Source organism: Microbacterium sp. UBA7513 (assembly GCF_002478345.1).
GTDB lineage: Bacteria > Actinomycetota > Actinomycetes > Actinomycetales > Microbacteriaceae > Microbacterium.
This window is the reverse complement of record NZ_DLNJ01000008.1, coordinates 12,624-25,821: the sequence shown is the minus strand read 5'-3', so window position 1 is coordinate 25,821 and position 13,198 is coordinate 12,624. Positions and strand designations below refer to the sequence as shown.

The window sequence follows — 13,198 nt, the reverse complement described above, 5'->3', positions numbered from 1 at the left end:
TTAGGGCAGCACGATCTCGAATGCCGGGTCTCCGGGGGTCAGTACGCCGAGCAACTGCTTCAGGACGCCGAGGTCGCCGCGCACGTCCAGGCCCTCGGCGTCGAGGTCTCCGCCGGCGAGGCGGATGAGCCGCTCCTTGGTGAGGGTGAGATGCAGTGCGGCATCTGTGGCGGGTTCGCGCTCGACGTAGACGAGCACGCCGTTGCGGAGCGTGACGTGGAACGAGCGGTCGAGATCACTGAGTGTGATGTCGAATCCGAGGTCGAGGTCCCAGGCGCGCGGGCCGTCGACGGTGATCGCGACGGCATCGAACAGCTGTTCCGGGGTGAGCTGCGCTCGGATGGCTGGGGCGTTGGTCACGGTCGGGGTACCGAAGTTTCCCTCGCGCAGTTCGGTCGCCCCGGAGAGGAAGAAGTTGCGCCAGGTGCCGTTCTCAGCGCCGTAGCCGAGCTGCTCGAGGGTGTCGGCGTAGAGCGCCTTCGCTTCCGCATTGTTCTCCTCGGTGAAGACCGCGTGGTCGAGCAGTGTGGCCGCCCAGCGGAAGTCTCCCGAGTCGAAGGCGGCGCGGGCGAGCTCGAGGACCCGGTCGATGCCTCCGATCGCGTCGACGTAGCGCTTCGCCTGCTCCTTCGGCGCGTGCGGCCAGAGCCGAGCCGGGTTCCCGTCGAACCAGCCCATGTACCGCTGGTAGATGGCCTTTACGTTGTGGCTGACCGAGCCGTAGTAGCCGCGGGCGTGCCAGGCGTTCTCGAGCGCGGGCGGCAGCTGGATCGCCTCGGCGATCTCGGCGCCCTGCATGCCCTGGTTCAGCATCCGCAGCGTCTGGTCGTGCAGGTACCCGTACAGGTCCCGCTGCAGACCGAGGAACTCACGGATCTCCGCGTTGCCCCAGGTCGGCCAGTGGTGCGAGGTGAACACGACTTCGGCGTCGTCGCCGTAACGCTCGATGGCCTCGGTGAGGTACTGCGACCACACGTGCGGATCCCGCACGACCGCGCCCCGCAGGGTGAGCAGGTTGTGCAGCGTGTGCGTGGCGTTCTCCGCCATGCACAGCGCCCGGTACTTCGGGAAGTAGAAGTGCATCTCGCTGGGCGCCTCGGTGCCCGGCGCCATCTGGAATTCGATCTCCAGCCCGTCGACGGTGTGGGTCTGCCCCGTCTCGGTGATCTCCAGCGTCGGCGCGAGCAGGGTCGCCTCCCCGGTCGACGTCGTCTGTCCGAGACCGGCGCCGACTGCCCCCTGCGGGCCGCGTGCGAGTGCCGCGCCGTACATGTACCCGGCGCGCCGGCCCATCGCGGTGCCCGCGTAGACGTTCTCTGCCACCGCGTGCTCGACCATGCCCGCGGGGACGATGATCTCGACCCCCGCGTCGACGTCGGCCTGTGAGACGATGCCCTGCACGCCGCCGAAGTGGTCGATGTGAGAGTGGGTGTGGATGACAGCGGTGATCTTGCGGTCACCGCGGTGACGCCGGTAGAGCGCCATCGCCGCGGCTGCGGTCTCCTTCGAGATCAGCGGGTCGATCACGATCACGCCGGTGTCGCCCTCGACGAATGACATCACCGACAGGTCGAGCCCGCGGATCTGGTACAGGCCGGGCACGACCTCGAACAGGCCGTGCTTGGCGACCAGCGTGCTCTGGCGCCACAGGCTCGGGTTCACCGTCTCCGGAGCATCACCCTGCAAGAAGTCATAGGTGGACGCGTCCCAGATGATATCGCCGGCGGCGTTGCGGATCGCAGGCTCGTCTAGCGTGCCGATGAATCCTCGCTCGGCCGCCGCGAGATCCCGCTCATCGTCGAACGGGAGCCGTGCCTGCAGCTCTGCCTGCTGTTGCCGGATGGTCTCTGATGCGTCGCGCTGACCCATGATGGTGCTCCCGTCTCCGAAGAACAGTTCACGACGAGTCTTGCGGTCACGAAAGACGGTGACAACCACCTTTCGTCTGAACCTTGTGCCGGCCGCTGTCACGCGGCATCCTGAGGTATCGGATCACCGCGGGCCCCCGCGGGTGTCCGGTTCTGGGGACGAGGCTGGGGAGGCCTCACGCGGGATGCCTCATGGGTGGCGACTCCCTCGGTCGCACGTGCGGCATCCCGCACACCCGGACGGACGCTGGCTGATACCGTCGGCGCATGCCCCGACGTATGGCGGACCCTGAGTTTCGACAGCAGCAGTGGGACGATCGCTATGCGCTGCACATCGCGCCGGTCAACGAGTACGTCGACGAACTGCGTGAGGTCGGCCGCGGGTGGGCGCCGTACGTCGCGCCCCTTCATGGTGGAGTCGAAGCGCGGGTGCTGAGCATTCTTCGCGATCCAGGGCCCGCGACGCAGGACGGCAAGGGTTCGGGCTTCATCTGCGTCGAGAACAACGACGGCAGCGCCGAGCTTCAGGCGGTCCTGCTCGAGCAAGCAGCGCTATCTCCGTACGAGCTGCTGCCGTGGAATGCGTACCCCTGGTACATCAACCGCGCCCCGAAGGCGGCTGAGCTGGATGCCGGCGTCCAGACGATCCTGCACCTGCTGGAACTCGCGCCGAGGCTGAAGGTCGTGCTACTCCAGGGTGGTGATGCGGATCACGCCTGGCGCCGGTTGCTTAGGCAGTCCCCTGAGATCGAGCGTGAGCGGGGTCTCACCGTCGTTCGGACGTTTCACCCTTCGCCGCAGGCTCTCTTCGTGCGGGATCTCGAGGAGAGAGCTGCACGCGTAAAGCGACGAGCCGACGCGTTCGTCGAGGTGGCAGGTCTGCTCGAGCCCGTGCGATCGACGCCATGACGGGCACGGGGAGCTCGCCACGCGAGCGCTGATGACCGTCCGGTAACGATGGTCATCAGCGCCTTTCGCGTCTCGCACTGAGAACCGAAGGTGTCAGTAGGCGCTGATACGGTCAGCGTCGACATCAACCTGCTCGGAGAGGCATCCCTTGAACATCACAGCACCCAAGCTCGGCGCGACCATCGCACTTCTGGCACTCCTCGGCATCAGCGCCGTGGGGTGCGCATCTCCCGAACCGTCCAGCTCGTCGTCTGGCGGCGAGTCCTCCTCGTCCGAGACCGAGCAGGTCCAGGAGGAGGAAGCTCCGGAGCCGGTGAGTCTGGAGGGCTCCTGGAAGCAGAACAACTCCAACTCCGAGGACGCGTGGCAGGAGGCCACGATCACCGGTGACACGATCGAGGTCCACTGGGTCGCCGACGGCGGTGACACGAAGTCGCTGTACTGGGCCGGCACCGTCGAGGTCCCGGCAGAGGGCGACTCGTTCACCTTCGATTCGGCGAACGACACGTCCAAGACCGAGTCCTCGATCATGGCATCGAGCGACGCGACCAAGACGTTCACGTACGAGAACGACGAGCTCAGCTACGAGGTCACCGCGATGGGCACCACGATGACCGTGCGCCTCAGCCGCGAGTAAGCACTTCGCTCACTAGTCGGCACAGCCCCCACGCTCTCGGAGCGAATGGGGGCTGTTCTGTTGCAGTTGGTGGCTCGTTCCAGGCGAGTCCCGACGGACACATGGTGTCGCGAATCTTCAAGCACGCTGGTTCTCGCGCCCCGTAACGTCGAAGCCATGACAGGAAGAGGACACCGTTGAGCGCGTTGATGGGCGAAGAGATCAGGACCGCGGAGGTCAGTGGCGACATGAGGACGGCAAGAGGAACGTTCGAGGTGTCGCTCGAGCCCGCGGAGCACGATCAGGCGGGCATCCGCCGAATGGTCATCACCAAGACATGGCGGGGTGACCTTGCCGGGCAGGGGGCCGGGACGATGCTCGCAGCTGGCGATCCGGCAACCGGAAAGGCGGGCTATGTCGCCGTGGAAACCGTTGACGGCGAGCTCGACGGGTTGCGCGGAGGCTTCGCGTTCCAGCAGTTCGGAACGATGACGGCACCCGACCAACAGCTGCGCTACGAGATCGTGCCCGGCTCGGGAACCGCGGACCTGGCAGGAATCACCGGAACGCTCGACCTCGAGATCATCGACGGGAACACCGCTACCTGTTGACCTACGCGCTGAGCTGACAGCACGGGTGAAGCGCAAGCGGCTCGCCTGTTGAAGGTGTCTCAGGCCTGACTGAGATTGCTCGCGGCTTCAGTCTGCTGGTCAGGCGCGGCGGCGTCGAAGACGCGCGTTCTGATGACCTGGTCGACGCCGACGAGGCCGGCGAGCTTCACTACATCGCGGCCGCCCATGATGCGGTTCAACATGAACTGCGGCGGGAAGAGGTCCAGCAGCGGGTTCTCACCGTCGAACGACCGCGAGGTCCTGGCGGCGAAGATGCGCGTGGTGTCGAGAGCTCTGAAGCTGTCGATCGAGAGGATGGACGTTCGGGGATCGGGCCAGATCAACCGGTCCAGAGGCTTCGCACCGGTCCAGTGCTGCTTGATGCGCTTCATCACTCCGACCGAGGCGTTCGTCGCGCCGACATACGCCTGGCGGTACTCGTCGAGCACCATGACGTAGAGGCCGGGCACCCCATCCCACTTCGTGAGATCGGTGACCTCGGTCATGCCCGGTTGGCTGGTGATTGCCGCCTGCAGCGCGGCATCGAACTCGGCAGTGTCGAGGGAGGCGAAGTGCGCCATGTTGAGGTCGTAGTTCGCCAGTGCCAGCTCCTGGAGGAACGAGCACCATGCGTCTGTGTAGATGCGGTGGTCGGGGTCCTCGTATCTGTCGTCGATCGCGTCCCAGAGATACGGGTCCTCCTCGCGGTACCAGCGTTGCAGGGAGGAGCGCTTGTTGATCCGGGCGTAGGTCTCGCGCGACATGCGGAGGCCGAGCTCGCGGCTGCCGCGGACCTTGAGTCCGAAGTGCACGGCGCTTTCGACCGGACTGGTGCCTGCTCGGCGACCACGCTGCGACGAGACGGCGACCCCCCAGATCTTCCGGGCTGGTCGCGGATGCCACCGGTGCCAGAAGAGCACGTGACCGGAGTCGACGAGCATCTGCAGGGACGCGTTCGCGTCGGCGCCGATGTCGACGTTGAAGATCCGCGCAGGGTCGAACTCGAGATGCTCGCCCTCGGGGATGATGCTCTGCTGGTTCAGCTCCCACGGATCAGCATCGAGCACTCTAGGTAGCCGGAGTCAGTCAGCTCTCGTCGCAGCTGTGCAGCGTGCTCGGTCGACGGCGCCCAGACGAGTGTCTCGCGCGGAGTAGCGGTGATCTCGAGTTCCACGATGGCGTTCAGCCCTCGGGGCGCCACGCGGCGGCCTCGGCGGCCATCGCGGCTCGAGCAGCCGAGAGCCGGGGGAGCCTGCCGGGGTTCTTGTCCAAGTTGATCGGTGGTGTGAGGCGCACGATGACGCTGGTCTCGACGTCGCCGAGCGGGACCCGCATGTCCGCTGGCGCCGGCCAGACAGAGAGCTGGAGGCGCGCGTGCATCCACTCGTTGAGGCGTGCGTCGCCGCCGTCGGCAAGGGCGTAGTTCGCGAAGCGCTCCGGCTTCGCGAGGTTGCGCGGGACCGCATGCAGATCGAGGAAGTCGCGCAGGAGGGCGGCGAACGACCGCCGGACCGTGGACCCGCCGGTGCGGGGCTTGGACTTCGGGTTCGTGGCGAAGTGACCGTTCAGGTCGCGCGAGACCAGGCTCTCCTCGGCCTTGCCGACGTACAGGGGATGATCCGGAGCCGGCTCAAGCTGGAGATCCCGCCAGGCCTGCTCGTCGCCGTAGATGGCGTACAGTCCGGGACGGGCGGGGACGAGTTGCGCGGCCTCCATGATCGCCCAGCGCTCTCCGGTGAGCGCGGCGACGGCAGGATTGGTGAGGTCGTGCAGGGAGTCAGCGCTCACGCCGAGGTCCTGCCGAAGTGCGCACGAACCTCGTCGGCCTGCTCGGGGGTCAGCTCCCAGCGCTGGTTCTTCAAGTGGTCGGGGTAGCGCTCGCGCAGATAGCGGCGCACAGTGATGCCGGGCCGATCACCGTCGTTGTGACCGAGTTCGCGGCCGAGCTCGGCGGGGGTGATGACGTCGTGCGATGCGCTCATGAGGTCATCATGCACGATGCCCTCGTTGACCGCATTCCCACGGATTGTCCTCGAAGGTCGGCAGTGTCCCGGGTTGTTCTCAGTGCTGCAGGCCATCTTCTCGCTGAGGTGCGGAGGAGCCAGCAAGACCATACCGATCGAGGTGCACACCGCGAAGCTCGGGGAAGGCATCGGAGACGCGCTTCGGTGGCGCGGGAGTCCGCGGCACCTTCGGGGCGGGGGTGCGCTGAGCCGCACTCTGCAAGCTGGACCGAACCATGTGCGAGGTGAACTGTCGCGGCCGCATCATCAGCCGGCCGTTCCATGCGGGACCGAGATCGATGAGGTGATGGTCGGAGGAGACGATCACGTCCGCGTCGACGGCGGGGTCCTTCGCGAGGGCGAGGATGTTATTGTCCTCGTGATTCCCGATGGCATAGTCGCGGACGACCGGGTCCACGATCGCGCCTCCGGAGTCGTCGCAGGCCTCGGCGACGAACTCGATGTACTTGGCCGTGGTTCGTTCAGACTGCCCGGAGGCGATCATCAGGCGGTGGACGTTCCGCAGGATGTGCGGCGAGGTGAACAAACGCACCTGCTGATCGAACGCGAGCGAGAGAGCGTCGGATGCCGCCGAAGGGGAGGGGAGCTTGTCGGGGAGCAGCATTCCGGTGCCGCTACGGATGTGGTCGAGGTAGACGTTGATGTCGTAGACGACCGCGATCCGAGGGCGCTCCCGCTGGCTGTTCATGAGGTTCCCAAGTCCTCGATGAGCTTGAGCGTTTCCTCGGTCGTGTAGACCTTGCCGCCGCGCTCTTCGAGCATCTCGGCGTGCAGATCGTTCATCTGCTGGACGCGGAGCTTCTTCTTGAACTCCTTCATGGCGACGCGCAGGAATTCGCTGCGGTTGCCGCCGCCGAACGCATCGGCGAGCTCCTGGAGCAAAGGGACGTCCGTCTCTTCGACGGCGAAACTGATCGGTCGTGCAGCCATTCGAGGCCTCCAAGCGTGTTAGTAATGCATTAGTAATGGTACGTCGAGAGGTCGACATCGACAAGAGTGGTCTCGAATCCCGCACGCAGTTCGCGGGATATCGGCCACCATTGCGATTCGGCTTAGATGCTGGCTGATATGTTCGGCGGCATGGCCCGCAAAATCGTGCATCAGCTCGTCGACGACATCGACGGAGAAGTCCTGGAAGTCGGATCCGGCGAGGCGGTGACCTTCTCCCTGAACGGCACCGCGTACGAGATCGATCTGTCCGAGAAGAACGCAGCAGCGTTGCGAGAGGCCTTTGAGCCGTGGATCGCGGCAGCCCGCCGGGTGTCCGCCGGCGGTACTCGCGGAGGCCGTGGGCGCCGGAACTCGCAGGGCGCCGCCAAGCGCGACCTCTCGGCAATCCGCGCGTGGGCGAAGGAGAACGGTCACCAGGTCTCCGACCGCGGCCGCGTCCCCGACGCGGTGCAGCAGGCGTACGACGCCGCGCACTGAGGCCGCCGTGGGAGAGGCGCGCGGGTTCGAGCAGGGGACGAACTGGAAGGCGAAGAACGCCGCGAGTATCCGTCTGCGCGTCGGCGACGGAAAGAAGCACCCGGTTCGTTCCTCTGATGGCGCCCCGCGGCTTACGTCTGAGGAGCAGCGGCGAGCGGACGTCCTGCGTGAGCAGGAGCGTGAACGCATCGCGAAAGAGCGCCAGGCGCGCGCGGGGCGCGCACGTGGGCAACGGCGTGAGGCCGGGCTCGACGCACGCCATGCTGAGCGCGATCACACACCAAAGGGGTGGGTGCCGGCGAACCGGCGAGGGTACGTCGATCCGCTCTCGCAGGCAGCTGATCCACGGCCGACGGCGCCGCTCAAGAAGAAGAAGTTCCGTCGCGGCCGCCGCGAGCTACAGTAGCTGAATCTCAGCGGTACTGACGAGCCTGCGCCGCGAGAATCGCTTCGCGCATCACGTCGCCGAGTTCGGCGACGATGATCTCGATGCCGGCGTCGCGGATGGAAGCCGTCAGCCACGCGCCCGGGCGATGCAGGTAGCTGGCCGCCGCCTCGTCAGCCACGGCGAGGATGAGCCGGGTCGCACCGAGCTTCTGACCGGCCCAGGCGAGTTTGAACGCGTCGGTGGCGAGCTTGCGGGGCTGCGCACCCTTGAGTGCGCCGATACGGGCGTAGGCCTCCACGAGGACCATGCGGTCTGGGGTCGCCCGTCGATCTCCATGTGGGCGTCATCGATCGCGATCCGAGCGGGAGTGAGCGCGACGCCCAGCTGCTCGGCGACGGCCGCGACGATCGCGCGCTCCGCCATGCGCTGCTCCGCCATGCGCTGCTCGGCCGAGTCGGAGGCGTGCGGGGTGGCGGATGACGGACTCATTCCGCGGCCACCAGGTCCGCGCACCCGATGGCGAACTTCGACGTATAGTCGACATGGCCACAGGCACTGCTTTCTGCAGCCTGGAGCTGGTCGCTCGAGACGGGCGCTTTGCCTGCAGCGGCGTGGAGAGCGTTCACTGCTGCGAGCATCTGCTCGCGTTCATAGAGAACCCATCCGAGCTCCGTGTTGCCGTCCTCGAGCTGGACAAATTCCTGGCGCCGATAGCGCGTCTGCTGAGCACGCGTGAGCGTAGTGCGAAGGTATTCGAGGTCTTGAGACCAGGTACGGGCGGTCATGACACCCTCCTTTCGGGTCTCTACGCCAAGCCGAGGCCTAGGGTCTTCGCGAACGACTCGAGCGTCACGGTGAGTCCAGGCGAGCTGAGTTCGATGTCCGCGGTCGGGCTCACCGGCAGGGCGTCTTCGGCGCGCTCCCACAGCGCCGCGGCGCGAGCCTCGGGGAGCTGCGGACGCTGCGCGATGGTGCGGGGGCGGTAGAAGACGCCGTCGACGTCGGGATATGCCTGGTGGATGGCGCGGGCCCACGGCCGGGACAGCGACCGATCGCCAGTGTTGATCTGATCGTTCCCGCCGACGTCCGTGACCCAGGTGCTGTCGATAAGGTCGAGGAGTGTGATCTCGCGGGTGGTCGCGAACAGCACGAACCGAGGCTGCGTGCCCCCGGTCCCTCCCGCTCCGACGCCACCGCGTTCGATGACGCCTCGGTCGCTGAAGCACTCTGATAGGCAAACGAGCAGGAGGCTCTGAACTGCCGTCTCCGGTGGAACCGTGATCTGGGGCGTGACGTAGGTCACGGCGTGGTTCGGATGGTGACCCACGGGATCGGGGTGGTGATCGAATCGGCTCCCCGTGGGCCCGAAGTGGCGGAGCTCGTGCCACCGGGCAGGGTGAGCGCCGCCGGCGTCGTAGATGCGTCCGAAGATCGTGCCGGCCGGCAGCGTACGGACAGCGCTCGGGGGGAGAGGATGCGGGAACTTCGATGCGTCGGGGGCAGGAAGCGCGCTCATCGGATCGAGAACGCCTGCTCGGCCAGCGCCGCGACAGGTTCTGCGGGCTTGCCGGCTGCGAGCCACTGGGCAGGAGTCAGCTCGCCGTCTCCCAGGTCGGGGTGAGCGTGAGTGAGGAAGTACTCCACGGCCACGGGGTTCGCCCCTTCGGGCAGCGCTCGGCTCACCGTTCCCCAGCCCGGGAGCTCACCGTGGTCGGTGAACTGGAACGTCGGGAACCGCAGGCCGCGGCCGGGGCCCGGGATCGCGAAGAGAGTCCCCTCGCCGTGGCGCTGGCGCACTCGGCCTTCGGTCACGTCGAGCAGTTCTGCGACGCGCTTAGTCGGCAGCGCCTCAGCGAGGATGTCCTGCTGGCGGAGGGCCGTGAGCACGCTGGGGCGCTCTTCGACAGGCAGCGCGTTCTCCGGCTCAACGAGCGAGCCGGCTGCGCGCAGTGCGTCCAGCTCAGCCTCCGTCAGCGACGAGTGCCCAGGCTCTTCCTCGAGCCGGAGCGCCTTGTTCACGCCCTGCAGGATGCTGATGAGGTGAGCGCGCCGACCGCTGGAGCCCAGCACGTTCAGCTCGTGCGCGAGCTCCTCGGCCTCGTGGTCCGTGAATTCCACAGGACCGACGATCTTGATGGTGATCTCGCGACCTTCGTCCGACCGAGTCGCCGTGAGGTATGCGCGTCGATCGCTGCGGAGGGGGTGTGCGGTTGCGTTCGACATCATCGGATCCTAACGGTCATTAGCGAGTATAGCTTGCGTAAGCGGCGGGGGGTCACTGTTGATGCAGAACCTCAGCGATCAGGTCGACATCGTCGTAGTCGGCGCGGCCGGGGCAGGCGCCCGTGACCTAGCTATCGACGTCCCGCGTCGATGTGTTCAGAGCGACGTGACCACGTAGCTGCGTGGGCCGGCGTGCGCGCAACGTGAGCTGCCCCGCGAAATAAACAAAGTAAATACGATTCGGCTCATCGAGTTCAGCATCGAGCCGGGTTCATCATCATCCAGGCCGCTGGCGGTCCAATGACACACTTAGCTCCATCGGCGTCCGCTGAGGTCTCATTCCCGTGATTAGAAGGGCAGAGAGGTCAGATTTGTGCCACGCCCGGAGACGAGTTCTGGGCGGATGAGCACAGGGCTCAGCGGAATGCTCCTACGGAGCTGGGGCGCTCGCTAAGCCCCCAGCAACCGGTTCGGGGCAGCGCGATCTGCGCCTCGAAGTGGAGAGCGCATGAGGCCAGTCGCTTCCGGGCTGCTCGCATCATCCCGCGGAGGGTGACGATCCGCCGGTCCATCAGCTGCGAACGACGGCGCCATCGCCTTGATCAGCGCGGTGCTTGTACCGTCGTCTTCCGCCGCGGATCTCGTTGAGTGGAAGTGGGCTGAACGCGAGGCCCGCGAGGTCGAGCACTCCTGCGTTGCAGGCAAACGTGTCCCGATCGAGACTGACCACGGTCCTGCCGTCCTCGCGCTCAAACTTACCGTAAACGTGCATATGGCCGTGCATGTGCAAGCGGGGGAGCGCAGCATCAGATACACGTTGCACACGCTCTCTCTGTGCAGCAGATACGGCCAACGCCTCGGGAGGAAAATCATGCGGATTGTTCGTGAGCAGCCGCTGCACCTCCGGTACCGCGATCGCTGGAGACTCGTGCGTGAGCATAAGGTCGGCCGGGCCGCCGGCAATCGCGGCGGCTTCCATCGGTTCCGTGATGAGTTCATCCTCGAACCAGTCCTTGCCCGCAGTTCGAAACGCCTTGTCGACGCTGGACGCGCCGCCGAGCGATAGCACCTCGCGTCCCGCGATCTGAAAACGGAACGGCCGGGGGATGAGCCACACGACGTCACTGACCCTGATCGCCATACCGGAGGCGCTTTCCTGCGCCGGGGTGATGTGGTTCCACTCTTCGTGGTTGCCAGGCGTGACCAGCACGCGCTCGATGCCTGTGCGCTTCGCCCAATAATCGACCGGGCCAGTCCCGGGCTGAGCATGCTCGAAACCGTAATCTCCGAGTTGAAGGATGGTGCGCAGCGATGGGTCATGCCGACGCATCGCGGGCAGCAGCGTTTGAATCCATCCAGCATTGCCGTGGAGGTCGCCCACGACCCACACGCGCTCATCCGGCAGGTCGAAGCTGTCGGCTGTCTCATGGATCTGCATCCATCCATCATGCCCGTGAGTGCCGACTCGGACATGGCGTCGACAACTCAACGTGGAGAATGCGAAACGGCCGAGATCAGTGGGCGCCGAGCGACCATATTGTGGTCATGTTCTGGCCACCCCTGCTGCCCAGCGAAATGCGGTGTCCCGTTAGTGACCACGAACCGGCCTGTAAAGGACCAGCTGAAGCCCGTTTTTCGGACTGCCACTAGCGACTATGTAGTGTGGGCACCGTCGGACCACTATATGGACACGAGGCGGTCACCGGCCACCCACTGCACAGTGCTAGTCGCCGATGCTCCGTTCTTGGTGATCGGGCGCGGAAAGCTCCGCCTCTTCGAAGAGTGCGGGGAACCGCAGTCGCAGCGGGCGAGGCTTGGGGGAGGTCTCCTGATTCTCACCGGTGTTAGCCTGCGGCCGCGCCGATCGCGGTTGCTCGACGTCGTGCGGACGGTAGTCGGGAACCGTGACCTCCGTTTCTGGTTCCTCTGGGTCCGCGATCCGTGGCTGAGTTTCTCGGAGTTCCGACAGTCCCATTGTGCCCGGGACTGCGGGTAGCTCGGTGGGAGCGTGCGCACCGGAATTCTCGTGTTCGCTTGTCATCGCGTCGGCGTTTGACAGGGCTGTAGCCACCAGGCGTTGCGCGGCGCGATTTGCCTCCTGTGTCGCCTCGTCCAGAGCGATCATCATGCGTTTCTTGGGCGACAGTCGGCGTTCAACAGTCGTGTGTTGTGGCACGGACAATGTCACCGCGCTGTTGCGAGCGAAAGCGGTCTCAACAGCGTCCCTCTCGAAGGCCGTGCCGAGTGTGGTGCAGCGGCGTCGATCACTCGGCGTTGGATCGGCTGGGGTTCGGTCCGGATTCTCGCGAAGCATGCCGTACGAAATGCCACGGCCCTTCTTGCCGCGCTGTTCGATCTGAACGCCTCGGGTTCTACCGACTTCGACGAAGCTGTCCCAGTCGACAACGGCTGGATCGGCGAGCGTGTTCTCGATGCTCGCCCTCAGCACGGTGAGACTAAAAGGTTGCTTGTTGCGGGGCGCACCGAACTCATCCGCGAGGTCGCATTCTGTTTCCCAGATGATGTGCCGCTGCCATTCGCGAAGCTCACTGTCCGCGGTCGACCCGGCGCGGCGAAGACCGCTCGGCTCGCCCCGCTCGAAGCGCTCGTTCGCGTCGCTGAAGGCCTGCTTGAGGTCCGCTCGCTGCTCGAAGCCGCGCTGTTCAAGAACACGCTCATGTGCCTCGACAAGGCGTGCGTGCGTGACGACTGAACTGTTGAGACTGCGGCCGGTTTTGGTCTCGATGGAGTTCGCGACGAGGTGGTTGTGCACACAGCCTGTTCGCCCGTCTCGTTGTGTTACAACGAGCACCTGTCGGCCGGGGAACCTCTCTTCTGCGAGTGCTGTCCCGAGCTTCTGAGCCGTCAGCCAGTCGTCTGGCTCTTCGGGGTCCAACTCGTCCTTCGCGAAAGACTGGATGACGTGATACGCCTGGACGAACGCGCCAGGCTTGTCCTTACCCCACTTCTTGCGGACGTCGCGCATCTGCTGCTTCGCGACCGATACCAGCATGCCGCCCACGCCGGACGCCATGACGTACCGCTCGCCATCTTGCTCGGGCTTGTCATCGAGCGCATAGTTGATCAGCGCATCGGCCGACCGCGTCGAGCTCGCCACCACAACAGGCATA

General features: G+C 65.8%; 16 protein-coding genes. 4 read left to right on the top strand and 12 right to left on the bottom strand.

The genetic code is table 11. The features are described from left to right. On the bottom strand, positions 1-1,869 hold the full coding sequence (locus B2W79_RS04480; protein WP_036331343.1) for an alkyl/aryl-sulfatase: 1,869 nt from the start codon (positions 1,867-1,869) through the stop codon (positions 1-3). Positions 1,870-2,147: 278 nt separating this feature from the next. On the opposite strand from B2W79_RS04480, the gene B2W79_RS04475 reads away from it, so the two are divergent. From B2W79_RS04475 to B2W79_RS04465, 3 genes are all read left to right on the top strand, one after another. Next, on the top strand, positions 2,148-2,777 hold the full coding sequence (locus B2W79_RS04475) for a uracil-DNA glycosylase (protein WP_199787686.1): 630 nt from the start codon (positions 2,148-2,150) through the stop codon (positions 2,775-2,777). A 148-nt stretch (positions 2,778-2,925) separates the two neighbouring features. After that, positions 2,926-3,414 carry a hypothetical protein gene (locus B2W79_RS04470; RefSeq protein WP_029266170.1) on the top strand — a complete coding sequence of 163 codons (489 nt, stop codon included), beginning with the start codon at positions 2,926-2,928 and terminating at the stop codon, positions 3,412-3,414. A 176-nt stretch (positions 3,415-3,590) separates the two neighbouring features. Further along, positions 3,591-4,004: a DUF3224 domain-containing protein gene (locus B2W79_RS04465; protein WP_197462133.1), complete on the top strand. Its 414-nt coding sequence runs from the start codon at positions 3,591-3,593 to the stop codon at positions 4,002-4,004. A gap of 59 nt (positions 4,005-4,063) precedes the next feature. Here the strand turns inward: B2W79_RS04465 and B2W79_RS04460 are convergent, their stop codons facing one another. From B2W79_RS04460 to B2W79_RS04440, 5 genes are all read right to left on the bottom strand, one after another. Beyond that, the gene (locus tag B2W79_RS04460) at positions 4,064-5,071 is read right to left on the bottom strand and encodes a hypothetical protein (protein WP_292787483.1); all 1,008 of its coding nucleotides are present in this window, start codon (positions 5,069-5,071) and stop codon (positions 4,064-4,066) included. A 115-nt stretch (positions 5,072-5,186) separates the two neighbouring features. Then, entirely contained in the window at positions 5,187-5,792 is a 606-nt protein-coding gene (locus tag B2W79_RS04455; protein WP_029266166.1) for a GIY-YIG nuclease family protein, read from the bottom strand. After that, positions 5,789-5,986, bottom strand: coding sequence for a hypothetical protein (locus B2W79_RS04450; RefSeq protein ID WP_071327683.1), 198 nt, complete (start codon positions 5,984-5,986; stop codon positions 5,789-5,791). Before B2W79_RS04450 ends, B2W79_RS04455 begins: the two co-directional genes overlap by 4 nt. A 79-nt stretch (positions 5,987-6,065) precedes the next feature. Then, positions 6,066-6,716 carry a hypothetical protein gene (locus tag B2W79_RS04445; RefSeq protein WP_292787481.1) on the bottom strand — a complete coding sequence of 217 codons (651 nt, stop codon included), beginning with the start codon at positions 6,714-6,716 and terminating at the stop codon, positions 6,066-6,068. Further along, a complete protein-coding gene (locus B2W79_RS04440; RefSeq protein ID WP_029266161.1) occupies positions 6,713-6,958 on the bottom strand; it encodes a hypothetical protein in 246 nt (81 codons plus the stop codon). Before B2W79_RS04440 ends, B2W79_RS04445 begins: the two co-directional genes overlap by 4 nt. 150 nt (positions 6,959-7,108) lie before the next feature. On the opposite strand from B2W79_RS04440, the gene B2W79_RS04435 reads away from it, so the two are divergent. Further along, on the top strand, positions 7,109-7,456 hold the full coding sequence (locus B2W79_RS04435) for a histone-like nucleoid-structuring protein Lsr2 (RefSeq protein WP_029266159.1): 348 nt from the start codon (positions 7,109-7,111) through the stop codon (positions 7,454-7,456). Positions 7,457-7,869: 413 nt separating this feature from the next. Here the strand turns inward: B2W79_RS04435 and B2W79_RS04430 are convergent, their stop codons facing one another. From B2W79_RS04430 to B2W79_RS04405, 6 genes are all read right to left on the bottom strand, one after another. Further along, positions 7,870-8,151 carry a hypothetical protein gene (locus tag B2W79_RS04430; RefSeq protein ID WP_029266155.1) on the bottom strand — a complete coding sequence of 94 codons (282 nt, stop codon included), beginning with the start codon at positions 8,149-8,151 and terminating at the stop codon, positions 7,870-7,872. Positions 8,152-8,329: 178 nt separating this feature from the next. Then, complete coding sequence (locus tag B2W79_RS04425) at positions 8,330-8,629, bottom strand: hypothetical protein (protein ID WP_029266153.1); 300 nt, start codon at positions 8,627-8,629, stop codon at positions 8,330-8,332. 20 nt (positions 8,630-8,649) lie between these two features. Next, positions 8,650-8,994 (bottom strand): hypothetical protein, encoded by a 345-nt coding sequence (locus B2W79_RS04420; protein WP_143049226.1) that lies wholly within the window; start codon positions 8,992-8,994, stop codon positions 8,650-8,652. 362 nt (positions 8,995-9,356) lie between these two features. After that, on the bottom strand, positions 9,357-9,962 hold the full coding sequence (locus B2W79_RS04415) for a hypothetical protein (protein WP_143049225.1): 606 nt from the start codon (positions 9,960-9,962) through the stop codon (positions 9,357-9,359). Between the two features lie 676 nt (positions 9,963-10,638). Then, positions 10,639-11,505, bottom strand: a complete 867-nt coding sequence (locus tag B2W79_RS04410; RefSeq protein WP_051667912.1) for a metallophosphoesterase family protein — start codon at positions 11,503-11,505, stop codon at positions 10,639-10,641. A gap of 285 nt (positions 11,506-11,790) precedes the next feature. Then, positions 11,791-13,197, bottom strand: a complete 1,407-nt coding sequence (locus B2W79_RS04405) for a relaxase/mobilization nuclease domain-containing protein (RefSeq protein ID WP_029266145.1) — start codon at positions 13,195-13,197, stop codon at positions 11,791-11,793. Between the last annotated feature and the right edge of the window lies 1 nt (position 13,198).